This window comes from Variovorax sp. 54 (genome assembly GCF_002754375.1).
In the GTDB taxonomy this organism is placed as follows: Bacteria; Pseudomonadota; Gammaproteobacteria; order Burkholderiales; family Burkholderiaceae_C; genus Variovorax.
The window spans coordinates 2,450,095-2,472,826 of record NZ_PEFF01000001.1; the positions used below are offsets into that span (position 1 = coordinate 2,450,095).

The window sequence follows — 22,732 nt, forward strand, 5'->3', positions numbered from 1 at the left end:
TTGTCCTTGTAGGTTGACGCTGGAACGCGCCGCCGCAGGGCGGGCGCGCAGGTCAATGTAGGCAAAGCAGGGGCCGGCGTCTTGGAGCCAGACGTCAGCGAATGGACTCAGGCGTCAATGCGTCAGTGGTCCAAGGGCCAGGCGCCCCGGCGGCACGCCGTGGCGCTTGCGGAACTCGCGGTAGAAGAACGACAGGTCGTTGAAGCCGCAGTCGTAGGCGACCTGTGCGATGGCCGGCGCAGGCCCGCCGCGGCGGGCTGCAGCGTCGAGCGCGGCGCGTGCCGCCCCCAGCCGGGTGTCGAGGATGTGCCGGCTGGGCGACACGCCCAGCGCCTCGAAGGCCCGCTGCAGCAGCCGTGGCGACACGCCCAGGTGCCGCGCCAGTTCGCCCGCGTGGAAGGCCGGGTCGTGGAACTGCAGCGCCACGTGGTCCATCGCGCGGCGCAGCACGCCCTCGCCGGCGTTGCGCGACAGCAGCGCCGGCGCCTGCCGCGCGCGCTCGACCAGCACCGAGCCGAACACGCCGAGAAAGGCCTCCACGAGGTGGTCGTCGTCGGACTGCCCGCTGTCGAGCATGCGCGCGAGGATGGCGCGCATCGCGAAGCCCAGCGCGTCGCCGCGCCGCACGCACACGCCGCCCTGCAGCGTGGGGCCGAAGCGCGCGAGCATGTCGGCGCGCGGCAGGTGCACCGACACCTGCTGCGAGCTGGCGCCGTCGTAGACGAACTCCGAGGGCCGCGCCGAATCGATCAGCACGATGTCGCCGGCCTGCACCGCGATCTGCTGCGCGCCCTGGCACATGAGCGCGCCGCCGTGGTCCTGGAACACGAGGAAGAAATGCTCGCGGTCGTCGCGCCGGATCGCCTGCGCATCGCGGTGCACGCGCTGCAGGTTCTGGCCGATGAGCGCCACGTCGACCCCGCCGGCGCGCCGCACCTCGATGCCGCCCGACACGGTCTGCTGGCGCGGCATGGGCACGGGCGTGAAGTTGCCGCACACGGCCTGCAGGCGCGGGCCGACGAGCTCGAACGGCATCTCGGCGCGCATCAGCGGCGTGAGGGGGCCGCCGGTCATGCGTGCAGGCAGCGGGGCGAAAGAGGAAGCGCTCACGGGGTGTCTCCTTGCAACGCATGCTCGCCGGGCTTCCAGGGCCCCAAAGCCACCCCGGACTTCCACAGCTTGAGCGCGCCCGGCAGTATGGCGCGGCTGCCGATCTTTGCCACGCCCTGCTTGCGGATCTCGCGGTTCAGGCGCGACGAGAAGGCGGTGATCTTGGCGAAGTCCCAGGCGCCGACGTCGCCCATCTCGCTCACCGTGCCCGACCAGGCCTGGGCACGCTTCAGTGTGTTGTGGTTGGTGTGGGAGTCCTCGAGCCGCGCGTCGCCCTCGGACAACGCGCCAAGGTACAGCTGCACCAGGCCCCAGCCGTCGGCGCTGTAGCGGAAGGTGGCGCCATCGCAGGCCTTCGGATCGAGCGCCACGCGGCGAGGCGCGAAAGGCGGCCCGGCCCCGCGCACGCAAAGCTGCAGGCGCACCGCGCGCCACTTCCTGCCATTGGGGTAGCGCCGCTCGAACTGCGCCAGCACCTCGGCGGCCGAATGGAAGCGTTTCAGGGGTTGGCCGACGTCGGAGCCCAGTTCATGGACCTCGCAGCTGCCTTCGGCAAACAGCCACGTGAGCAGGCCCTCGTGGTCTTCGGGCGTGGCGTAGAAGTCGCAGTTCGGCATGTCGCGTGTCCTGCTGGCGTCGCCCGGTTATTTGGCGAGCGACTTGAGGGCCATCTTGATGCCGTCGCTCACGCTCGCGTCCTTCGGCAGCGCCTTGAGCGCGAGCGCGGCTTCCTTGTCGCTGTAGCCCAGCGCCACCAGCGCCTGCAGGATGTCGGCCTGCGCGTCGGACGCGGCGTGCGCCGGCAGGCCGATGTCGGCGCCCAGCTTGCCCTTGAGCTCGAGCAGCAGCCGCTCGGCGGTCTTCTTGCCGATGCCCGGGATCTTCACGAGCCGGCCCAGTTCCTGCGTGGTGATGGCCTGCGCCAGCTCGCCCACGCTCATGCCCGAGAGCAGGCCCAGCGCGGTGCGCGGGCCCACGCCGGTGATCTTGATGAGCTGGCGGAACGCCGCCCGCTCCTCGGCGGTGCCGAAGCCGTAGAGAATCTGTGCGTCCTCGCGCACGACGAAGTGCGTGAGCAGCGACACCTTCGCGCCGACGTTCGGCAGGTTGTAGAACGTGCTCATCGGCACATCGACCTCGTAGCCGACGCCGTTGCAGTCCACCACCACCTGCGGGGGATTCCGCTCTGCCAGCGTGCCGGTCAGTTTGCCTATCATGGGTGCCCTTTTTCCTTGAAATGTCCGGCGTGATTCTGCGACACACCTTTACCCCCCTGAACAATTCGCGCCTCGGCCACCTGTGCGGCCCGCTGGATGCGCACCTGCGCCGCATCGAGGACGCCCTGGGCGTGAAGATCGCGCACCGCCACGAGCAGTTCAAGGTCGACGGCCCCAAGGCCACCGCGCAGCGCGCCATGGACGTGCTGCAGGCGCTGTACGAGATCGCCCAGCGCGCCATCGACCCGGCCGTGGTGCAGCTCACGCTGGCCGGCGACGGCTCGATGAGCGACGAGGACGCGGCCATGCTGGTCACGCGCCGCGCCGACCTGCGCGCGCGCACGCCCACGCAGGCGCTGTACCTGGACAACATCGCCAAGCACGACATCACCTTCGGCATCGGCCCGGCCGGCACCGGCAAGACTTACCTGGCCGTGGCCTGCGCGGTCGATGCGCTGGAGCGCGCGGCGGTGCAGCGCATCGTGCTCACGCGCCCGGCCGTGGAAGCGGGCGAGCGCCTGGGCTTTCTGCCGGGCGACCTGACGCAGAAGGTCGACCCCTACCTGCGCCCGCTGTACGACGCGCTGTACGACCTCATGGGCTACGAGAAGGTGCAAAAAGCCTTCGAGCGCAACGTGCTCGAGATCGCGCCGCTGGCCTTCATGCGCGGGCGCACGCTGAACAACGCCTTCGTGATCCTCGACGAGGCGCAGAACACCTCGGTGGAACAGATGAAGATGTTCCTCACGCGCATCGGCTTCGGCGCCAAGGCGGTGGTGACGGGCGACGTGAGCCAGATCGACCTGCCCAAGCAGCAGTTGAGCGGCCTGATCGACGCCGAGCGCGTGCTCAAGCGCGTGGCCGGCATCGCCATCACGCACTTCACGAGCGCCGACGTGGTGCGCCACCCGCTGGTGGCGAAGATCGTCGATGCCTACGACGGCCAGCGCAAGCGCGCGGGAGGCCACTGAGATGGCGACCTCGCTGCTTCCGGCCCTGTCGCTGTCGCTGCAGTTCGGGCGCTTCAAGGGCGTGGAGCGCCACCGCGCCGCGCTGCCGCGCCACAGCGTGAACCGCTGGATTCGCCACGCACTCGACATCGACGGCGAGATCACCGTGCGCATCGTCGATGCCGACGAAGGCCAGCGCCTGAACCGCGAGTTCCGCGGCAAGGACTACGCGACCAACGTGCTCACCTTCGACTATGCGCAGGGCCCGATCGTGATGGCCGACCTGGTGCTGTGCGCGCCCGTGGTGGCGCGCGAGGCCAAGGAAAACCGCAAGACGCTCGCCGCGCACTACGCGCACCTGCTGGTGCATGGCACGCTGCATGCGCAGGGCTGGGACCACGAGACCAGCGACGCCGACGCGGACGAGATGGAAGCGTACGAAATCGAGATCCTCGCGGGCCTGGGCATTCGCAGCCCGTACGGGCGCTGATTGGGGACTGCGGCAGTGCCCGACACCGATCCCTGGTTGCCGCGCTGGCTGCCGCTGCTGCGCGAATGCGCCGGCGATGGGCCGGTGCTCGAGCTGGGCTGTGCGGCCGGTCGCGACACCGCCACGTTGGTCGAAGCCGGTTTGCGGGTGGCGGCGATCGAGCTGTCGTCCGACGCCTTGGCGCAGGCGCGGCAACGCGTGCCGGCAGGGGCCGAGTTCCACTGCGGCGATTTCCGCGAGGCGTGGCCGCTCGCGGAGGGCGCCACGGTCGGTGTGGTGCTCGCGAGCCTGTCGCTGCACTACTTCGCGTGGGACGAGACGCTGGCGCTGGTGCAGCGCATCCACCGCGTGCTGCGGCCGGGTGGCGTGCTGCTGTGCCGCCTCAACTCGGTCAACGACCTGCACCACGGCGCGCACGGCCCGTCGGCCAGCGGGCGGGACGAAGATTTTTTCTACGTGGTGGACGGCTTCCCCAAGCGCTTCTTCGACCGCGCCGCGGTCGAGCGGCTGTTTGCCGACGGTTGGGCGCTGCAGCACCTCGAAGAGGTGCGCGTGCTGCGCTACGACGAACCGAAGGTGGCGTGGGAGGCCTTGCTCCGGCCTACGCCGTCATCTGCAACGGGATCGTGACCGGCCCGTCGTTCAGCAGGTGCACCTGCATGTCGGCGCCGAACTCGCCGGTCGCCACCACCGGATGCGCGCCGCGCGCCTGCGCCACGAAGTACTCGTAGAGCCGGCGGCCCTCGTCGGGCGGTGCCGCGAGCGTGAAGCTGGGGCGGTTGCCGCCGCTCACGTCGGCCGCCAGCGTGAACTGGCTCACGACCAGCAGGCCGCCGCCGATGTCCTGCACGCTGCGGTTCATCTTGCCGGCCTCGTCCGAGAAGATGCGCAGCTTGAGGATCTTGGCGAGCAGACGGTCGGCCACGCTGTCGGCGTCGCCGCGTTCGGCGCACAGCAGCACCAGCAGGCCGGCCTCGATGGCGCCGACGGTCTGGCCCGCGATGTCGACGCGCGCGTGCGCCACGCGCTGGAGCACGGCTTTCATGAATGGTGGTCCTCGAGTCGGGTGGCGCGCGCTTCCATGGTGAGCGGCAGCAGTTGGATGGTCACGCGCAGGCCGGGCACGGCGTCCATGAGCGACTGCTCCAGTTCGTCGCGCAGGTTGGCGGCGCGCTGCAGGGTCCAGTCGCCGGGCACGTGCATGTGCAGGTCGGCAAAGCGGCGCTGGCCGGCGCCGCGCGTCACCATGTCGTCGAAGCGCAGCCGGTCGCCTTCGGCATGGTGTGCGGCGAAGGCGTCGAGCGTGGCGCGCACGGTGGCGAGCGTCTCGGCGTCGAGCGCCTCGTCCATCAGGCCCTGCGACGAGCGCCACACGAGCTTGAAGCCCTCGCGCACGATGTTGAGCGCCACGCCGATGGCGATCAGCGGATCGAGCCAGAGCCAGCCGCTGAAATGCACGGCCACGATGCCGACCAGCACGCCGACCGAGGTCCAGACGTCGGTCATCAGGTGGCGCCCGTCGGCCTCCAGCGCAATGGAGCGGTGCGCGCGCGCCGCACGGAACAGCACGAACGCCAGCGCCGCGTTGAAGCCCGAGCTGATCACCGACAGCGCCAGGCCCCAGCCCAGTTGCTCGAGCGGCTGCGGCGCCATCAGCCGCAGCACCGACACCCACAGGATGGCGATGGCGGCGGCCACGATCAGCAGGCCCTCGAAGCCGGACGAGAAGTACTCGGCCTTGTGGTGGCCGTAGGGATGGTCCGCGTCGGCCGGGCGCTCGGCGATGGTGACCATGGCCAGTGCGAACATGGCGCTCGCGAGGTTGACGCACGACTCCATGGCGTCCGAAATGAGGCCCATCGAGTTCGTCAGGTAGCCGGCCCAGCCCTTCAGGAGGATGGTGAGCAGGGCCACGGCGACAGAGACGCGAAGCAGCGTTTTAGGGGTCAACGTCATGCAAAAAGAACAGGATCAGGTAAAAAGGGCCCCTGCAAGCGGGCATTACGTCGCGGGAATCGACTGAATTATCAGCCGCGTGACCATATGTAACGCCTTCGGCTTAATATTTGCGCTCATTGCGAAGCAATCAGTCACAGAGAGGCAAATGATGAAGAAATTTTTGACCGCCGCCCTCGGGCTCGCCATCGCCGGCGCCGCCACCCTGGCCCAGGCCCAGGCACCCGCTGCGGCAGCCCCAGCAACGCCCCCGCAGGCCGGGTTCGTGAAGTCGGTGCGCGGCAGCGTCCAGCTGCTCGACGCCGCCGGCGCCACGCGCAACGCGGCCCCCGGCGACGCGCTGGGCGCGGTCGATCGCATCGTGACCGGCCCCGATTCGTCGGCGGCCGTCGTGCTGCGCGACAACACCACGCTGATGGTCGGCCCGTCCTCGCGCATGGACCTCAAGGAATTCCACTTCGACGGCACCACCCGCGACGGCGGCATGCTGGTGTCGCTGCTGCGCGGTTCGATGCGCATGATCACCGGCCTCATCGGCAAGACCAACCCCGACGCCGTGCGCGTCGAAACCCAGACCGCCACCATCGGCATCCGCGGCACGGACTTCATCGTGCAGGCCGACGGCCAACCCTGAAAAGATGCAGACACTGTTACGCCGCTCCTCCCTTCTTCTTGCGACCACGGTCGCCCTGTTCCTGGCCGCCTGCTCCTCGCCGGGCACGCGCGTGGTGCTGCTGCCCCAGGCTGACGGCACGCCCTCCGCCGTGGTGGTGCGCGCCAAGGACGGCGAAGAAGTTCTTTCCAAGCCCTACCAGCGCGCCACGGCCGCGGTAGGCGCGAGCGGCGCACCGGTGGTCGACCAGGCCGACGCGGCCAAGGTCCAGGCCGAGAACAAGCCCCTGTTCGACATGCGCCCGCCGCCTCCGCAGCGCTACACGGTGTTCTTCGAGGTGGGCACCGCCACGCTCACGGCGGCGTCGCAGCAGATCATGACCGAGGCCCTCACGGCCGCGCTGGCCCGCAGCGGCGGCGACATCGTGGTGACCGGCCACACCGACACCAAGGGTGCGGGCGAGCAGAACGACCAGCTGTCGCGCCGACGCGCACAAGAAGTGGCCCAGCTGTTCGTGGAGCGCCAGTTCCCGGCCGCCCGCATCGAGGCCGTGGGCCGCGGCGAACGCGACCTGGCCGTGCCGACCGCCGACGAGGTCGACGAACCGCGCAACCGGCGCGTGACCATCGAGGTCCGCTGATCCTCCGCGCTGACGCCCATTGAAAAAGGCCCCGAGGGGCCTTTTTTGTCGATCAGCTCAGGGTCACCCGCGCAAACTTGCGCTTGCCGACCTGCACCACGTAGCTGCCCGCGGGCAGTTTCAGGCCCTTGTCGGACACCACGACCGAATCGACCCGCACGCCGCCGCCGTCGATCAAGCGGTTGCCTTCCCCGGACGAGGCCGCCAGGTTGGCCTGCTTGAGCAGCTGGCCGATGCCCAGCGGTGCACCGCTCAGCGCCACTTCGGGAATCTCGTCGGGCACGCCGCCCTTGCTGCGGTTGATGAAGTCCTGCTCCGCGGCCTCGGCCGCCGCCGCGTTGTGGAAGCGCGCGGTGATTTCCTTGGCCAGCGCGACCTTGGCGTCCTTCGGGTTACGGCCAGCCGCGATCTCGGCCTTCAGCGCCTCGATCTGCGCCACCGACTGGAAGCTCAGCAGCGTGTACCAGCGCCACATCAGCGTGTCGGAGATCGACAGCACCTTGGCGAACATGCTGTTGGCGTCTTCGCTGATGCCGATGTAGTTGCCCTTGCTCTTGGACATCTTCTCGACGCCATCGAGCCCTTCGAGCAGCGGCATAGTGAGTATGCACTGCGGCTCCTGGCCGTATTCCTGCTGAAGATGACGACCGACGAGCAGGTTGAACTTCTGGTCGGTGCCGCCCAGTTCGAGGTCGCTTTCGAGCGCCACCGAGTCATAGCCCTGCATCAGCGGGTACAGGAACTCGTGCACCGAGATCGACTGGCCGGCCTTGAAGCGCTTGTTGAAGTCGTCGCGCTCCATCATGCGCGCCACCGTGTACTTGGCCGCCAGCTGGATCATGCCGCGCGCGCCCAGCGGGTCGCTCCACTCCGAGTTGTAGCGGATCTCGGTCTTCGACTCGTCCAGCACCAGCTTGGCCTGGGCGAAGTAGGTTTCGGCATTGGCGCGGATCTGTTCGGCCGTGAGCGGCGGTCGGGTGCTGTTGCGGCCGGAGGGATCGCCGATCAGGGAGGTGAAGTCGCCGATCAGGAAGATCACGCGGTGCCCCAGGTCCTGGAGCTGGCGCATCTTGTTGAGCACCACCGTGTGTCCGATATGAATATCCGGTGCGGTCGGGTCCAGGCCCAGCTTGATGCGCAGCGGCTTGCCGCTGGCTTCCGCCTTCTGGAGCTTCTTGACCCACTCGTCCTGCGGCAGCAGCTCGTCAGCGCCTCGGAGGGATATTTCGAGGGCTTGTCTTACACCATCGGAGAGGCGGGTGGATGTAACAGATTCGGCGTTCATGGGCTTTTTTGGCGGTTTTTCCGGTGGCCGAAGCTATACTCAGCCCGACTTTTCAAGCGCCGGATTCTAAGCGGCGCTTTTTTCCGCACCGTCTCCTGCCGCCCTGAACGCACTGGGCCTTGCAGCACGGACCTGCAGAACCTGAGTTGGAATCCACAGTTTGATCAACGGCATTCTCGCCGCCGAGGAGCTTCTCGCTTCCCGCGTGGCCTACACATTCCGGACCTACCCCAAGCAGATCACCGCAGCGATCGCTGCGATGCTGCTCAGCGCCGGCACCCTCGCGGTCGCCTCGCTCGGTCCCGACGCGTCCGACCTCCCCATCCAGCAAGTGCTCGAAGCCACCGCGCCGGTGTCTTTCGCCGACCAGTCGGCGTCGCTCGAGAACTTCAGCTTCACGCTGTTCCGCACCGACATCTCGCGTTCGAGCGACACGGCCGACACGCTGATGAAGCGCCTGGGCATTTCCGACCCCGCCGCCACCGCCTTCGTGCGCGGCAACGCCGAAGCGCGCATGGCGCTGTTCGCGCGCGTGGGCCGCACCGTGACGGCCGAAGCCACGCAGGAAAACCAGCTCCAGAAGCTCAGCGCCCGCTGGATTCCCGATGCCGACGGCGGCTTCAAGCGTTTCGTCGTCGAGCGCACGCCCACCGGCTTTGTCGCCCGCACCGAGCGCGACATGCTGACGCCGGGCACGCGCCTGGCCAGCGGCACCATCCGCAGCTCGCTGTTCGCCGCCACCGACGACTCGCGCATTCCGGACGCCGTGGCGAGCCAGCTGGCCGACATCTTCGCGGGCGACGTCGACGTGCGCTCGCTGCGCAAGGGCGACCGCTTCGCCGTGGTCTACGAGACCTTCGAAGCCGACGGCCAGGCGCTGCGCAGCGGCCGCGTGCTCTCAGCCGAGTTCGAGAACAACGGCAAGGTCCACCAGGCGGTCTGGTTCCAGCCCCCGGGCGCGGGCCAGAAGGGCAGCTACTACCGCCCGAACGGCGACAGCCTGCGCAAGGCCTACCTGGCCTCGCCGGTCGAGTTCTCGCGCGTGTCCAGCGGCTTCGCGATGCGCATGCACCCGATTTTGAACAGCTGGCGCCAGCACAACGGCATCGACTACGCGGCGCCCACGGGCACCGCGGTGCGCACGGTCGGTGATGGCACGGTCGATTTCGCCGGCACGCAAAGCGGCTACGGCAACATCGTCATCATCAACCACCGCAACAACCAGCAGACGGCCTACGCCCACCTGAGCCGCATCAACGTGAAGGCCGGCGAGAGCGTGAGCCAGGGCCAGACCATCGGCGCCGTCGGTTCGACCGGCTGGGCCACGGGCCCGCACCTGCACTTCGAATACCGCGTCGCCGGGGCCTACCAGGACCCGACCACGATCGCGCAAGAAGGCGGCGCACCGATCACCGCGGCCCTGCGCCCGGCCTTCGAACGCATCGCCGTGGGCGCCCGCACCGAGCTGGCTGCCGCCTTCTCGGTGATCCAGGCCAGCGCGGACTGAGCCTCGCTCCCCTGGGCATGGCCGCCGCACCGCAGCAGCCCAAGCAACGCTTCATCGGCCTGATGTCGGGCACCTCGCTCGACGGGGTCGACGGCGTCATTGCCGATTTCTCCGACGACGGCCACCTCGCGGTGGTCGGCCACGCCAGCGCCGACTTTCCCGCCGCGTTGCGCGCCGAGCTGATGGCGCTCAACACCCCCGGCGACAACGAACTGCACCGCGCAGCCCTGGCCGGCAACGGCCTGGCGCGGATGTATGCCGACGTGGTCGTGCAGCTGCTGGCCAGCACCGGCACCGCCCCGCGCGCCGTCACCGCCATCGGCGCCCACGGCCAGACCGTGCGCCACCGGCCGCTCGAATTCGACGGCACGGGCTACACACTGCAGGTCAACAACCCCTCACTGCTGGCCGAGCTGAGCGGCATCGACGTGGTCGCCGACTTCCGCAGCCGCGACCTCGCGGCCGGCGGCCAGGGCGCCCCGCTGGTGCCGGCCTTTCACCAGGCGCTGTTCGCCCGGCCCGACGCGCCCGTCGCCGTGCTGAACCTCGGCGGCATCTCCAACCTGAGCCTGCTGCCCGCCACGAACGCGCCGGCGGGCACGACGGCGCCCCTGCTGGGCTTCGATTGCGGCCCCGCCAACGCGCTGATGGACCACTGGTGCCAGCGCCACCTCGGCCAGCCCTTCGACCGGGGCGGCCACTGGGCGGCCAGCGGGCGCGTGCTGCCCGAGCTGCTCGCCCGGCTGCAGGCCGAACCGTACTTCGCCAAGGCGCCGCCGAAGAGCACGGGGCGCGATTTATTCCATCCGGACTGGCTTGCGGGCCATCTGGGCATGGCCGCGTGGGCGCCTGCCGATGTGCAAGCCACGCTGGCCGAACTGACCGCGAGCACCTGCGCGGCAGCCCTGAATAGCCATCAAAAAGAGAGCGCCTTGTTAATCGTCTGCGGCGGCGGTGCGCTCAACGACCACCTCATGACCCGCCTGCGCGCGCTGCTGCCCGGCGTGCAGGTGCAGGCCTCATCGGAACACGGCCTGCCGCCCCAGCAGGTCGAAGCCGCCGCCTTCGCGTGGCTGGCCCGGCGCACCGTGCGGCGCGAACCCGGCAACCTCGCGAGCGTGACCGGCGCGCGCGGAGCGCGGGTGCTCGGCGCGATCTACCCCGCCTGAGATTTTTCGCTCAACCCTGGCCGGAAACTTCCGGCTGCGCAGGCTGGGCCGCTCGCACTTCTGCGGGCAAATGCCAGAAGATCAGCGCCGAAGCCACCGTGATGAGCCCCATGGTCGCGAACGTGGCCTGGAACGCATCGAGCGTCTGCACCGCCGTCGTGGTGCCGAACACGCCGTTGTAGCCCGCCAGCACCGCGCCTGCTGCGGCCACGCCCAGGCTCATCGCCAGCATCTGCACCATCGACAGCAGGCTGTTGCCGCTGCTGGCCATGCCGCCATCGAGGTCCTTCAGGGTGATGGTGTTCATGGCCGTGAACTGCAGCGAATTGACCGCGCCGAACACCAGCAGCTGCAGCAGGTGCAGCGCCAGCGGCTGCCCCGGCGCCGTGAGGCCGAAGCTGGCCATGGTGCAACCGACCAGCACCGTGTTGGCCACCAGCACACGGCGGTAGCCGTGGCGCGTGATCAGCGGCGCGGCGAAGCGCTTCATCGCCATGCCGGCCAGCGCGACCGGCAGCATCATCAGCCCGGCGCGCACCGGCGAATAGCCCATCGACACCTGCAGCAGCAGCGGCACCAGGAAAGGCATGCAGCTGCTGCCCAGGCGCGAGAACAGGTTGCCGAGCAGGCCGATGCTCAGCGTCGGAATGCCGAACAGCGCGGGCGAGAACAGCGGCTCCGGCGTGCGCGCCGCACGCAGCCAGTAGGCGACCACTGCGGCGAAGCCGAAGATCAGCACCGCCATCACCCCGCCCTGGCGCAGCCCGAGCCCCGACACGCCGTCGACCGCCAGCGAGATCGCCACCATGCCGAAGGCCAGCAGCGCATAGCCCACGCTGTCGAAGCGCTTCTGGAGGGCACCGCGCAGGTCCGGCATGTAGCGCAGCGTGGCAATGCAGCCCGCGAGGCCCACCGGCACGTTGATCAGGAAGATCCAGTGCCAGGAGGCGTACTGCACCAGCCAGCCGCCCAGCGTGGGCCCCAGCAGCGGCCCGATGAGCCCCGGAATCGCCACGAAGCTCATCGCCTGCAGGAACTCGCCGCGCGGCACCGTGCGCAGCAGCGCCAGGCGCCCCACAGGCAGCAGCAACGCCCCGCCCAGCCCCTGCACCACCCGCGCCGCCACGAGCTGCCCCAGCCCCTGCGAGAGCGCGCACAACACGGAGCCGGCCGCGAACAGCACGATGGCGCAGAAGAAGATGCGCCGCGTGCCGAAGCGGTCGGCGATCCAGCCCGAGGCCGGGATCAGCATCGCCATCGTGAGCGCGTAAGCCACCACCACCGACTGCATGCGCAGCGGGCTCTCGCCCAGGCTGGCGGCCATGGCGGGCAGCGCCGTGTTGATGATGGTGGCGTCGAGCGTCTGCATGAAGAAGCCGACAGCCACGAGCCACAGCAGGCTCTTGCGGGAGGGATCGACGGGAACGGCGGCTTCAGACGTCATCGGAGGGGCACAGGTTCAGGAAAACGACAGGCAGCAAAAAGCCGCCCGGAGGCGGCTTTTTCGAGGGGGCTGGTCAGCAGCATCCGGGCATCAGGCCGAGAAGCTGGAACCGCAGCCGCAGGTGCTGGTGGCGTTCGGGTTCTTGATGACGAACTGGGCGCCCTGCAGATCTTCCTTGTAGTCGATCTCGGCGCCGAGCAGGTACTGGTAGCTCATGGCGTCGATCAGCAGCGACACACCGTTCTTGGTCATGGTGGTGTCGTCTTCGTTGGTGATCTCGTCGAAGGTGAAACCGTACTGGAAGCCCGAGCACCCGCCGCCCTGCACGAACACGCGCAGCTTCAGGTCGGGGTTGCCCTCTTCGGCGATCAGGTCGGCGACCTTGGCGGCCGCGCTGTCGGTGAAGACGATCGGCTCGGGCATCTGGGTCTGGATGTTTTCGGCAACAGCGCTCATGGGGTGAAACTCCTTGGGGGGCCGCTGTGGCGGCCAATGGGACGAATGCTACTGCAATGCCGCATTTTCGGCAGGCCGACTGTGGCGAGCACCCATCGCAAGTGGGGTCGAACGCCGCATCCGCCAAGAGCACCTGGGGAACGCGGCCACGAAAAAGCCGCCCGAGGGCGGCTTCTTGTCTCGCAACGAGCAGGGGATCAGCGCTTGCTGAACTGCTTGCGGCGACGGGCGGAGTGCAGACCGACCTTCTTACGTTCGACTTCACGCGCGTCACGCGTCACGAAGCCGGCTTGGCTCAGGACGGGCTTGAGCGTTGCGTCGTAGTCGATCAGGGCACGGGTGATGCCGTGGCGCGTAGCGCCGGCTTGACCCGATTCGCCGCCGCCGTTCACGTTGACCATCACGTCGAAAGCTTCGAGGTTGTTGGTCAGCGCCAGGGGCTGCTTGGCGATCATGATCGAGGTTTCACGGCCGAAGAACGCTTGGATGTCCTTGCCGTTGACCGTGATCTTGCCGGTGCCTTTTTTCAGAAACACACGGGCGACGCTGGATTTGCGACGGCCGGTGCCATTGTTCCATTCACCAATCATTCTCAAGGCTCCTTACAGTTCCAGCACTTTGGGCTGTTGGGCGGTATGCGGGTGCTCAGCGCCACCGTACACCTTGAGTTTCTTGATCATCGCGTAACCAAGCGGGCCCTTGGGCAGCATGCCCTTGACAGCCTTTTCCAGGGCACGGCCCGGGAACTTGTTCTGCATGTCGCGGAAGTTCGTCGCCGTGATACCGCCCGGGTAGCCCGAGTGACGGTAGTACACCTTGTCGATCGACTTGGCGCCGGTGACGCGCAGTTGCGCGGCGTTGATGATGACGATGTAGTCACCGGTATCGACGTGAGGCGTGTAAATGGCCTTGTGTTTGCCGCGCAAACGGAGAGCAACTTCGCTGGCTACTCGTCCGAGGACCTTGTCGGTCGCGTCAATCACAAACCACTCGTGCGTCACGTCAGCGGGCTTGGCGCTGAACGTTTTGGTCATGAGTTTTTCTCTTGAAAGAGGGTTTGGCGAGCCCTTTTCCACGGTCGGCGTTCCTCTGCTGGGAATCTCTTAGGTGGGTTTTCATGCCTGCCCGCCCAGTGATGAGCAGGTGAACATGCCTTCGCCGCGGGGCTACAAAAACGCTGCGAAGCCCGCGATTATATGAAGAAATGGCCAAACGGCCAATTCCCGGCCTTCCGTGGGCCTCAGCGCTGGATGCGGACGAGCTCCAGGCTCTCGTTGGCCCCCGAGGAGACTCCACGCTGGTATTCGCCCTCGAAACGGACGATCCGGCCCAGTTCGGGGCTGTACCAGGCGGCGCCCCGAAAGCGCGTGCTGGCGCCGGTCAGCGGCAGGCTGGTGGTGCTGGAGGCAAAGATCCAGCCGTCATAGCCGATGCGCATCACGTTCAATTCCACGCCGTCCACGCGCATCGTGTGCTCGCCACCCACCGAGGCGGTGAGTTCGTGCCGCAGCCGGTCGCCGGTGGTCGTCACGTAGTCGAGCTGCCAACGCATGCCGGGCTGGATATCGTCCTTGCGCAAGGCCCAGCCGCCTGGCGGCGATGCAGTGTCGAACAGGCCACCGGCTGGCGATGTGATGGACACTACCTGCCCGTTGGTCTTCTCGATCCGGCTGCCGGCGTTGAACGACACCTCGTCGCCGTTGACCCGGTCCACGCGGTAGATCACCGGCGTGCGGTTGCCGGTCAGCCGGTCGGTGCGCACGTATTCGAGCGCGTCTCCCGCGCGCAGCGGCTCCGCCAGCGCCAGGCCGACGCTGCGGCGGACGCCACCTTCGGGTTCACGGGCCCGTGCCGCCAGCTGCGCCAGGGCGCGGGCCGGCAATTCCGCCAAAAACTCGGCCGGCATCGCGAAATTCAGGTTGCCGCCGTCGCGGGCGGCGAAAGTGGTGATGCCCAGCAGGCGGCCGTCGCTGTCGAACAGCCCGCCGCCGCTCGACCCGGGGGCGATGGCCGCCGTGGTCTGCAGCAGCCGCGCCTCGCCGTCGCCGCCGCGCAGGCCCGACAAGAGGCCTTCGCTCAGCGTGTTTTCCAGCCCGCGCGGGTTGCCGATGGCGTACACGCGCTGGCCGACGCGCGCGCCGCCGGCGGGCGCCAGGGTCACCGGGGTGGCCGTGAAGTTGGCGACCTTGATCTGGCACAGGTCGCGCCCCGGGTCCGGGTACTCAAGCGTGGCGCCGTAGGTGACGTTGTCGCGCTTGACCACGAAATTGCTGGCCTTGGCGAGCACGTGGCAGTTGGTGACGAGGCGCCCGGGCGCGATCACCACGGCGCTGCCGGCGCGCAGCGGGCGCTCCTGCGCGTCGAAGGTGCGCACAGCCCAGACGCTGCCCGTCAGCTTGGCGAACAGGGCGTCAGGCTCCAGTGCGGCGGCGTGGCCGGCGGCCAGCAAGGCGCCTGCGGCACACAGCCACGGCGCGGGGTTCGTCCAGACCGGCTTCACGGCTTGGCAGGCAGCAGGCCGCGCAGGTCGTCCATCGAGACGCGGGCATCAGGCGCCGCGGACGGTGCTGCAGGCGCGGGGCGCGCTGGAGCGGCCGGTGCGACCGCCACGGGAGGAAGAAGAGAAGAAGGAGGAGGCGCAGGCGCCACCACGGCCGGTGCTGGCGCGGGCACAGGCACAGGTGCTGCGGCGGTCTTCGGCGCCGGCGCGGCCGCCATCTCGGTCGTGCCGGTTTTCATGCCGACCGTCGCCTCGTCGCCGGTCTGCGCGGTGCGGTCGAAACTGCGCACCTCGCCGAAGATCAGCCGGATCCAGCTCGGGTAGTTGAAGCCTGCGCCGGTGCCCGAATCGATCGCCACGCCGATCAGGCCGCCGATCATCACGTTGCCGACCAGACCCACGTTGGCGCGCGAGATCGCCTGGCCGCGGGCCGGCGGTTGGCCGGCCTGCGTGCATTCGATGTTCAGGTTGTCGCCCGAGCGCCGCACCGGCAGGGTCAGGCCGGAGCGCACCACGGCGTCCATGCGATCGTTCGAGACCCGGCAGCGGGCTCCGTCGACCACCTTGCCTTCGGGCGACAGGGTCTCGATCTTCACGTTCTGGGTCGTCCCGTGGGTGACCGAGGCGCAGCCCGTCAAAATAGACAAAACGCCCGCGCCGACGCACAGGCCCCAAAATCGCCATCCGGCTCCTCGCATTGCTGCCCCTCGTTGTGTTTTGTAAATCAATGTAGCGCCGCGCGAGTCTAGCGCTCCCTTTTTCACTTTTTCAGGTCTCATTCCATGTTCAGTTACCGCCACGCGTTCCATGCCGGCAACCACGCCGACGTGCTCAAGCACACGGTCCTGATTGCCACCCTCGACCACCTGCTTGAAAAAGACGCCGCGCTGACCGTCGTCGACACCCACGCCGGCGCCGGCCTGTACCGGCTCGACGGCGACTACGCCGGCACCAGCGGCGAAGCGGCCGACGGCGTGCTGCGCTTCTTCCCCGAGCCGAAAAAAGCGGCCGAAACGCCCGCCCCCGCCGCGAAATCGGCAGCGAAGAAGGCCGCAGCCCCCGCTGAAGAGAAGCCGGTCGCCGAAGCCATCGCCCGCTACCTCAGCGTGATCCACGACTTCAACCCCAAGGGCGGCGCCCGCGTCTACCCCGGCTCGCCGTTCATCGTGCAGCACCTGCTGCGCGACCACGACAAGCTCAAGCTGTTCGAGCTGCACCCGACCGATTCGCGCACGCTCGGCGCCAACATCGCGCAGCTCGAAGCCGGCCGGCAGATCGCCGTGTTGACCGAAGACGGCTTCGGCAGCGCCACCAAGTTCCTGCCGCCGCCCTCGCGCCGCGCGCTGGTGCTGATGGACCCGAGCTACGAAATGAAGACCGACTACGGCCGCGTGCTCGACTTCGCGGCCGAGGCGCTCAAGCGCTTCGCCACCGGCACGTATGCGGTCTGGTACCCGATCATTCCGCGCCCCGAGGCGCACGACCTGCCGCGCCGCCTGAAGACGATGGCGACCAAGGCCGGCAAGTCGTGGCTGCACGCCACGCTGACGGTCAAGTCGAGCAAGATCACGAAGGACGCCTCGTCGGGCGAAACGCAGCGCCCGGGCCTGCCGGCGAGCGGGATGTTTTTGATCAACCCGCCCTACACGCTGAAGGCGCAACTGGCCGAGGCGCTGCCGCAGCTGGCCGAGCGCCTGGCGCAAGACCGCAACGCCGCCTACTCGCTCGAGAGCGGCGGCTGAGGCAGGCCGCTCAGCGGCGCTTGCGCGGCGGCACGGCCGCCCGTTTGCGGGCAGGTGCCGGCGCACGCACGCGCGACGTCGGCGCCTCGGGCAGCAGCGCGGGCTGCAGATCGTCTGCCGCCACGGCCTGACCGCCGCAGCGCATGCCTTCGCGGTCGATGACCGACAGCGCCACCTGCTTGATGCCCATGCTCGTGAGGCCGATGCGGTCGGCCGCGGCGCGGCTCAAATCGATGATGCGGCCCGGCGTGAAGGGCCCGCGGTCGTTGACGCGCACCAGCACCTCGCTGCCGTTGACCAGGCTGCGCACGCACACGCGCGTGTTGAAGGGCAGCGTCTTGTGGGCCGCCGTCATGGCGCCCATGTCGAAGCGCTCGCCGTTGGCAGTCTTGCGCTGGTGGAACTGGATGCCGTACCACGAGGCCCCGCCACGCTCGAAGATCTCGCGCGGTTCATCGCCAGGCACGCCATCGTCGAGCGACTCGCCGGTGCCCGACACCGCGAGGTCGTAGCGCACCGACGGCACGGCCGAGCGCGGGGCGGCACCGGGCGGCACGGCCAGGCCGCGTCCGAGCGGCTGCAGCCGCTTGCCGGACGCCGCCGGCGTGGCGGCGGTGTCCGCGTCCTTGTCCTGCGTGGCAGGCGGCATGGTGCACCCTGCGAGCACGCAGGAGACCGCGACGGCGACCGCGCGCAGCCCTCTCAATCCAGGCGCTCCAGGATGGCCAGCGTGGCCGCCGACTGGTTCATCGTGTAGAAGTGGATCGCGGGTGCGCCGCCCGCTTGCAGGCGCGCGCACAGCTCGGTCACCACGTCCAGGCCGAAGGCCTTGATCGAGGCCGTGTCGTCGCCGAAGCCCTGCAGTCGCAGGCGAATCCAGCGCGGAATCTCGGCGCCGCAAGCATCCGAAAAACGCATGAGCTGCGTCGAGCTCGTGATGGGCATGATGCCCGGCACGATCGGCGTGTCGAGCCCCAGCTTGCGCGCGTCGTCGACGAAGCGGAAGTAGGCCTCGGGGCTGAAGAAATACTGCGTGATGGCCGAGTCGGCCCCCGCCTTCATCTTGGTGGCGAAGGCCTGCAGGTCGGCTTCGGGCGAGCGCGCCTGCGGATGAATCTCGGGGTAGCAGGCCACCTCGATGTGGAAGTCGCGACCGGTCTCTTCGCGGATGAAGGCGACCAGGTCGCTCGCGTACTGGAACTCGCCGCCGATGCCGTAGCCACTGGGCAGGTCGCCGCGCAGCGCGACGAGGCGCTTCACGCCCATGGCCTTCAGCTCGGCCAGCTGCTCGCGCACGGTGGCGCGCGTGGCGCCGATGCACGAGAAGTGGCTGGCAGCGTCCACGCCCTCGGCCAGGATCTCCTGCACCGCACCGAAGGTGCCCTGGTGCGTGGAGCCGCCCGCGCCGTAGGTGACCGAGCAGAACTGCGGCTTGCGCACATAGAGCTGCTGGCGCACGGCGCGCAGCTTGACCGCGCCTTCGGGCGTCTTGGTCGGGAAGAATTCGAAACTCAGCGGAAGGCGCACCTGCGTCTCCTTAGGAACCGTCGCCGGCCTTGGCAGCACGAACGGCGTGAATGAAAAACTCGCGGTTGCCGTCGCCCCCGGCGATCGGGCTGTCGAACCAGCGCAGCACCTTCAGCTCGAGCGCCGCGCAGGCGTCGTGCAGGCGCTTCTCGACCACCGCGTACATCGCCTCGTCGCGCACGATGCCGCCCTTGCCGACCTGGCCGGGCTGCAGCTCGAACTGCGGCTTGACCAGCATCAGCAACTGGCCGTCGTCGGCCAGGAACTGCACCACGGCCGGCATCACCAGCGTGAGCGAGATGAACGACAGGTCGCCGACGATGAGGTCGAAGCGCGGCTCGGCCGGGGCTTCGATCGCTTCGTCGACTTCACCGACTTCGGCGTCCTCGTCTTCACCCTCATTCACCTGCAGATCGGCCGGCGACAACGCCCGCGCATTGACGCCTTCGATGGCGACCACGCGCTCGTCCTCGCGCATGCGCGGATGCAGCTGCCCGTGGCCCACATCGATGCCCACCACCTTGGCGGCGCCGTGCTGCAGCAGGCAGTCGGTGAAGCCGCCGGTCGACTGGCCGACGTCCAGGCAGAGCTTGCCTGTCGGGTCGACGCCGCTGACCTTCAGCGCGCCTTCGAGCTTGAGGCCCCCGCGCGACACGTAGCGTGCCTCGGCGGCGTCGGCGAGTTCGAGCTCGGCCGATTCGGGCACTTCGTCCTTGTTCTTGACGACATTGCGCCACGCGTCGCTCGTGCCCGCGTCACGCCAGCGCATGCCGCCGGCGATGAGCCGGACAGCTTGCGAACGCGAGGCGGCCATGCCGCGCTCTACCAACAGTTGATCGGCGCGCACGCGGATCAATAACGGTAGGTGTCCGGCTTGTAAGGGCCGTTCTTGCTCACGCCGATGTAGGCGGCCTGGGCGTCGGTCAGCTCGGTGAGCATGGCGCCGACCTTCTTCAGGTGCAGGCGCGCGACCTTCTCGTCCAGGTGCTTGGGCAGCACGTAGACCTTGCCCACCTGGTAGGCGTCGGGCTTGGTGAACAGCTCGATCTGGGCGATGGTCTGGTTGGCGAACGACGACGACATCACGAAGCTCGGGTGGCCCGTGCCGCAGCCCAGGTTCACAAGGCGGCCCTTGGCCAGCAGGATGATCTTCTTGCCGTCCGGGAAGGTGATGTGATCGACCTGCGGCTTGATTTCTTCCCACTCGTACTTCTCGATCGACGCAACGTCGATCTCGTTGTCGAAGTGGCCGATGTTGCAGACGATGGCCTGGTCCTTCATCTTCGCCATCGTGTCGTGCGTGATGACGTCCTTGTTGCCCGTGGTCGTCACAAAGATGTCGGCCTTGTCGGCGGCGTACTCCATGGTCACGACCTTGTAGCCTTCCATGGCAGCTTGCAGGGCGTTGATCGGGTCGATTTCAGTCACCCACACCTGGGCGCTCAGTGCGCGCAGGGCCTGGGCCGAGCCCTTGCCCACGTCGCCGTAGCCGGCCACGCAGGCCACCTTGCCGGCGATCATCACGTCGGTTGCGCGCTTGATGCCGTCGACCAGCGATTCGCGGCAACCGTACAGGTTGTCGAACTTGCTCTTGGTGACCGAGTCGTTCACGTTGATGGCGCGGAACAGCAGCGTGCCCTTGGCGCTCATCTCGTTCAGGCGGTGCACGCCGGTGGTCGTCTCTTCGGTCACGCCGATGATTTCAGCGGACTTGCGGGTGTACCAGGTGTCGTCCACGGCCAGCTTGGCCTTGATGGCGGCGTAAAGAATGCGTTCTTCTTCGCTGGTCGGGTTGGCGAGCACGCCCAGATCCTTCTCCGCGCGCTGGCCCAGGTGCATGAGCAGCGTGGCGTCGCCGCCGTCGTCCAGGATCATGTTCGGGCCTTCGCCCTTCGAGCCCTTGGGGCCGAAGTCGAAGATGGCGTGGGTGTAGTCCCAGTAGTCCTTCAGCGACTCGCCCTTGATGGCGAACACCGGCGTGCCGGCGGCGGCGATGGCGGCGGCGGCGTGGTCTTGCGTCGAGAAGATGTTGCACGAGGCCCAGCGCACTTCGGCGCCCAGGGCTTGCAGCGTCTCGATGAGCACGGCCGTCTGGATCGTCATGTGCAGCGAGCCCGTGATGCGCGCGCCCTTGAGGGCCTGGCCCTTCGAGAACTCTTCACGGATGGCCATGAGGCCGGGCATCTCGGTTTCCGCGATGCGGATTTCCTTGCGGCCCCAGGCGGCAAGGGACAGGTCGGCAATCGCCTGGTCGGCGGTCGAGACGGGGGTGGGCTTGAGTACAGCGCTCATGAGAACTCCAAAACTGGTTTGAAAGATGCCACTGCGTACGGGGAAGAAAAACTCACCGCGAGAACAGCGGATGAGCGTGGTTGCGATGTGGTCCGAGCCTCACGCCTGACGGCGCTGCAACGCTCCTCGGAGCGCCGGATTGTAGTCGCGGCCGTTCCGCCCGCCAATCGACCGGGACATCCCACATCACGGAAAGCGCGGGCGGCTTCGGCGTCGCATGGGCCACCTCGGGAAACTCCGCAGGCAAATCCGCGCTTCGACCGCCCTGAGCCACGCCGGCCCGGCGTATCGTGGCGGCGGGCCCCGGCCGCCCGGCCGCTGCCTGCATCCACCCGTTCGATTGTTTTCATCACCCGACACAGGAGATTCCGCACCATGGCCACTGCCAAGAAAGCCGCCGCGAACAAAACCACCGCCACCAGCGCCGGCACGAAGCAGGCGGCGCCGTCCGCCGCGGACATGCTCGATCCGATGAAGAACCTCAAGGGCATGGCCGAGCGCCTGCAGAACCTGAACCTCACCGGCGGCGCCGGCAAGCTGCTCGACAGCGGGCGCAAGGACCTGCAGGCGCTGATGCAGGCCAACGAAAAGTCTTACCAGGGCCTGCAGACCGTGGTGCAGCGACAGACCGAGATGATCAAGACGGCCATCGGCGAATGGCAGACCGCCGCCAAGGCGATGCCCGGCAAGGACCCGAAGGAAAACCTCGCCAAGCTCGACGAGCTGGGCCGCCAGTCGTTCCAGCGCGCCGTCGACGACATCAAGGAGCTGGCCACCCTGGCCGCCAAGTCGCAGGCCGATGCCTTTGACGTGGTGCGCCAGCGCATCCAGTCCAACGTGGACGAGGTCACGAAGCTGCTGCAGCGCAAGTAACGCAACGCAAACAGCGCCCCGCATGACCGCCGTCCCACCCCGCACCGAACGGCGCACCCGCGCCAACGGCATCGAACTGGCCTGGGACAGCTTCGGCGACCCCGAGGCGCCGCCGCTGCTGCTGGTCATGGGCCTCGGCGCCCAGATGGTCGCCTGGGACGACGCGTTCTGCGCCGGCCTGGCGCAGGCCGGCGGGCACCACGTGATCCGCTTCGACAACCGCGACATCGGCCACTCCACCCACCTGCCGCACGCCGGCGTGCCCGACATCCAGGCGCTGATGCTGCAGGCCATGGCGGGCCGGCCGCTGCAGGTGCCCTACACGCTGCGCGACATGGCCGACGACTGCGCCGGCCTGCTCGACGCGCTGGGCATCGCGCGCGCTCACATCGTGGGGGCGTCGATGGGCGGAGCCATCGGTCAGGAGATGGCCATTCATCACCCGGGCCGGATGCGTTCGCTCACCAGCATCATGTCGAGCACCGGCGATCCGGCCCTGCCGCCGCCCACGCCCGAGGCGCTGGCGGTGCTGTTCGCGCCCACGCCGACCAGCTTCGAGGCCTACCTGCCGCACCACGCGAAGGTGTGGCGCGTGCTGCGCGGGCCCGACGCCTTTCCGCTCGACGAGGCCCGCGATGCCGAGCGCGCGCAGCTCGCCTTTCTGCGCGGCCTCAACCCGGGCGGCGTGGCGCGCCAGCTGGCGGCGGTGTTCGCGTCGGGCAACCGCAAGCCGGCGCTGCGCGCGGTGCAGGTGCCCACGCTGGTGATCCACGGCGACGTCGATCCGCTGGTGCCCGTGGCCTGCGGCATCGACGTGGCCGAGGCCATTCCCGGCGCGAAGCTGCTGCGCATTCCGCGCATGGGCCACGCGCTGCCGATATCGATGTGGCCGCAGATCACCGAGGCGATTGCGGCGCACACCGCGCAGGCGGCGCGACGCGACGATCACTGAAGAAAAAAC

General features: G+C 68.5%; 26 protein-coding genes and 1 riboswitch. Of the genes, 10 read left to right on the forward strand and 16 right to left on the reverse strand.

From position 1 onward, the window contains the following. Positions 1–114: 114 nt before the first annotated feature. Genes CLU95_RS11220 through ruvA form a run of 3 tightly spaced genes read right to left on the reverse strand, consistent with a single transcriptional unit; the run spans position 115 to position 2,327 of the window. The gene (locus tag CLU95_RS11220) at positions 115–1,110 is read right to left on the reverse strand and encodes a helix-turn-helix domain-containing protein (protein WP_099793111.1); all 996 of its coding nucleotides are present in this window, start codon (positions 1,108–1,110) and stop codon (positions 115–117) included. Further along, positions 1,107–1,727, reverse strand: a complete 621-nt coding sequence (locus CLU95_RS11225; protein ID WP_180288578.1) for a hypothetical protein — start codon at positions 1,725–1,727, stop codon at positions 1,107–1,109. Before CLU95_RS11225 ends, CLU95_RS11220 begins: the two co-directional genes overlap by 4 nt. A 27-nt stretch (positions 1,728–1,754) precedes the next feature. Next, entirely contained in the window at positions 1,755–2,327 is a 573-nt protein-coding gene (gene ruvA / locus CLU95_RS11230; RefSeq protein WP_099793113.1) for a Holliday junction branch migration protein RuvA, read from the reverse strand. Between the two features lie 20 nt (positions 2,328–2,347). Here ruvA and CLU95_RS11235 point away from each other — a divergent pair, with 20 nt between their 5' ends. Genes CLU95_RS11235 through CLU95_RS11245 form a run of 3 tightly spaced genes read left to right on the forward strand, consistent with a single transcriptional unit; the run spans position 2,348 to position 4,397 of the window. After that, positions 2,348–3,298, forward strand: coding sequence for a PhoH family protein (locus CLU95_RS11235; RefSeq protein ID WP_180288579.1), 951 nt, complete (start codon positions 2,348–2,350; stop codon positions 3,296–3,298). A 1-nt stretch (position 3,299) separates the two neighbouring features. Continuing rightward, on the forward strand, positions 3,300–3,767 hold the full coding sequence (ybeY, locus tag CLU95_RS11240) for an rRNA maturation RNase YbeY (RefSeq protein ID WP_099793117.1): 468 nt from the start codon (positions 3,300–3,302) through the stop codon (positions 3,765–3,767). 15 nt (positions 3,768–3,782) lie between these two features. Then, entirely contained in the window at positions 3,783–4,397 is a 615-nt protein-coding gene (locus tag CLU95_RS11245; protein ID WP_257214602.1) for a class I SAM-dependent methyltransferase, read from the forward strand. On the opposite strand, the gene dtd is transcribed toward CLU95_RS11245, so the two are convergent. Together dtd and CLU95_RS11255 are read right to left on the reverse strand one after the other, a co-directional pair. Continuing rightward, a complete protein-coding gene (gene dtd, locus CLU95_RS11250; protein ID WP_099793121.1) occupies positions 4,369–4,812 on the reverse strand; it encodes a D-aminoacyl-tRNA deacylase in 444 nt (147 codons plus the stop codon). The genes CLU95_RS11245 and dtd overlap by 29 nt on opposite strands. Continuing rightward, entirely contained in the window at positions 4,809–5,723 is a 915-nt protein-coding gene (locus CLU95_RS11255; RefSeq protein WP_099793123.1) for a cation diffusion facilitator family transporter, read from the reverse strand. The genes dtd and CLU95_RS11255 overlap by 4 nt, the downstream gene beginning before the upstream one ends. Positions 5,724–5,871: 148 nt before the next feature. On the opposite strand from CLU95_RS11255, the gene CLU95_RS11260 reads away from it, so the two are divergent. Together CLU95_RS11260 and CLU95_RS11265 are read left to right on the forward strand one after the other, a co-directional pair. After that, positions 5,872–6,357 carry a FecR family protein gene (locus CLU95_RS11260; RefSeq protein ID WP_099793125.1) on the forward strand — a complete coding sequence of 162 codons (486 nt, stop codon included), beginning with the start codon at positions 5,872–5,874 and terminating at the stop codon, positions 6,355–6,357. Between the two features lie 4 nt (positions 6,358–6,361). After that, positions 6,362–6,976, forward strand: coding sequence for an OmpA family protein (locus tag CLU95_RS11265; protein ID WP_099793127.1), 615 nt, complete (start codon positions 6,362–6,364; stop codon positions 6,974–6,976). Positions 6,977–7,028: 52 nt separating this feature from the next. Here CLU95_RS11265 and tyrS read toward each other — a convergent pair whose 3' ends face one another. Continuing rightward, complete coding sequence (tyrS, locus tag CLU95_RS11270) at positions 7,029–8,261, reverse strand: tyrosine--tRNA ligase (RefSeq protein WP_099793129.1); 1,233 nt, start codon at positions 8,259–8,261, stop codon at positions 7,029–7,031. Positions 8,262–8,421: 160 nt separating this feature from the next. Here tyrS and CLU95_RS11275 point away from each other — a divergent pair, with 160 nt between their 5' ends. Together CLU95_RS11275 and CLU95_RS11280 are read left to right on the forward strand one after the other, a co-directional pair. After that, positions 8,422–9,768 (forward strand): M23 family metallopeptidase, encoded by a 1,347-nt coding sequence (locus CLU95_RS11275; RefSeq protein ID WP_099793131.1) that lies wholly within the window; start codon positions 8,422–8,424, stop codon positions 9,766–9,768. A 17-nt stretch (positions 9,769–9,785) separates the two neighbouring features. Next, complete coding sequence (locus CLU95_RS11280) at positions 9,786–10,937, forward strand: anhydro-N-acetylmuramic acid kinase (protein WP_099793133.1); 1,152 nt, start codon at positions 9,786–9,788, stop codon at positions 10,935–10,937. A gap of 10 nt (positions 10,938–10,947) precedes the next feature. Here CLU95_RS11280 and mdtD read toward each other — a convergent pair whose 3' ends face one another. From mdtD to CLU95_RS30870, 6 genes are all read right to left on the reverse strand, one after another. Further along, a complete protein-coding gene (gene mdtD, locus CLU95_RS11285) occupies positions 10,948–12,381 on the reverse strand; it encodes a multidrug transporter subunit MdtD (RefSeq protein WP_099793135.1) in 1,434 nt (477 codons plus the stop codon). A 90-nt stretch (positions 12,382–12,471) separates the two neighbouring features. Next, positions 12,472–12,837 (reverse strand): iron-sulfur cluster insertion protein ErpA, encoded by a 366-nt coding sequence (gene erpA / locus CLU95_RS11290; RefSeq protein ID WP_056577477.1) that lies wholly within the window; start codon positions 12,835–12,837, stop codon positions 12,472–12,474. A gap of 197 nt (positions 12,838–13,034) precedes the next feature. After that, positions 13,035–13,427 (reverse strand): 30S ribosomal protein S9, encoded by a 393-nt coding sequence (rpsI, locus tag CLU95_RS11295; protein WP_056577474.1) that lies wholly within the window; start codon positions 13,425–13,427, stop codon positions 13,035–13,037. Positions 13,428–13,439: 12 nt separating this feature from the next. Beyond that, positions 13,440–13,871: a 50S ribosomal protein L13 gene (rplM, locus tag CLU95_RS11300; protein ID WP_056577471.1), complete on the reverse strand. Its 432-nt coding sequence runs from the start codon at positions 13,869–13,871 to the stop codon at positions 13,440–13,442. 206 nt (positions 13,872–14,077) lie between these two features. Beyond that, positions 14,078–15,337: a S1C family serine protease gene (locus CLU95_RS11305; RefSeq protein ID WP_099793137.1), complete on the reverse strand. Its 1,260-nt coding sequence runs from the start codon at positions 15,335–15,337 to the stop codon at positions 14,078–14,080. Beyond that, positions 15,334–15,933 (reverse strand): hypothetical protein, encoded by a 600-nt coding sequence (locus CLU95_RS30870; RefSeq protein ID WP_180288580.1) that lies wholly within the window; start codon positions 15,931–15,933, stop codon positions 15,334–15,336. The genes CLU95_RS11305 and CLU95_RS30870 overlap by 4 nt, the downstream gene beginning before the upstream one ends. 186 nt (positions 15,934–16,119) lie before the next feature. Here CLU95_RS30870 and CLU95_RS11315 point away from each other — a divergent pair, with 186 nt between their 5' ends. Beyond that, on the forward strand, positions 16,120–17,079 hold the full coding sequence (locus CLU95_RS11315) for a 23S rRNA (adenine(2030)-N(6))-methyltransferase RlmJ (RefSeq protein ID WP_099793139.1): 960 nt from the start codon (positions 16,120–16,122) through the stop codon (positions 17,077–17,079). A gap of 10 nt (positions 17,080–17,089) precedes the next feature. Here the strand turns inward: CLU95_RS11315 and CLU95_RS11320 are convergent, their stop codons facing one another. The 4 genes from CLU95_RS11320 to ahcY are packed head-to-tail and all read right to left on the reverse strand — an operon-like array spanning position 17,090 to position 20,898. Further along, positions 17,090–17,728 (reverse strand): septal ring lytic transglycosylase RlpA family protein, encoded by a 639-nt coding sequence (locus tag CLU95_RS11320; protein ID WP_099793141.1) that lies wholly within the window; start codon positions 17,726–17,728, stop codon positions 17,090–17,092. 53 nt (positions 17,729–17,781) lie between these two features. Further along, complete coding sequence (metF, locus tag CLU95_RS11325; RefSeq protein WP_099793143.1) at positions 17,782–18,606, reverse strand: methylenetetrahydrofolate reductase [NAD(P)H]; 825 nt, start codon at positions 18,604–18,606, stop codon at positions 17,782–17,784. A gap of 10 nt (positions 18,607–18,616) precedes the next feature. Continuing rightward, the gene (locus CLU95_RS11330) at positions 18,617–19,453 is read right to left on the reverse strand and encodes a TlyA family RNA methyltransferase (RefSeq protein ID WP_099797225.1); all 837 of its coding nucleotides are present in this window, start codon (positions 19,451–19,453) and stop codon (positions 18,617–18,619) included. Between the two features lie 5 nt (positions 19,454–19,458). Further along, complete coding sequence (gene ahcY, locus CLU95_RS11335; protein WP_099793145.1) at positions 19,459–20,898, reverse strand: adenosylhomocysteinase; 1,440 nt, start codon at positions 20,896–20,898, stop codon at positions 19,459–19,461. Between the two features lie 65 nt (positions 20,899–20,963). Then, positions 20,964–21,032, reverse strand: a riboswitch (S-adenosyl-L-homocysteine riboswitch). A 241-nt stretch (positions 21,033–21,273) separates the two neighbouring features. Here ahcY and phaP point away from each other — a divergent pair. Beyond that, on the forward strand, positions 21,274–21,771 hold the full coding sequence (gene phaP, locus CLU95_RS11340; RefSeq protein ID WP_099793146.1) for a TIGR01841 family phasin: 498 nt from the start codon (positions 21,274–21,276) through the stop codon (positions 21,769–21,771). Between the two features lie 22 nt (positions 21,772–21,793). Then, positions 21,794–22,723: an alpha/beta fold hydrolase gene (locus CLU95_RS11345; protein ID WP_099793148.1), complete on the forward strand. Its 930-nt coding sequence runs from the start codon at positions 21,794–21,796 to the stop codon at positions 22,721–22,723. The last annotated feature ends 9 nt before the right edge of the window (positions 22,724–22,732 follow it).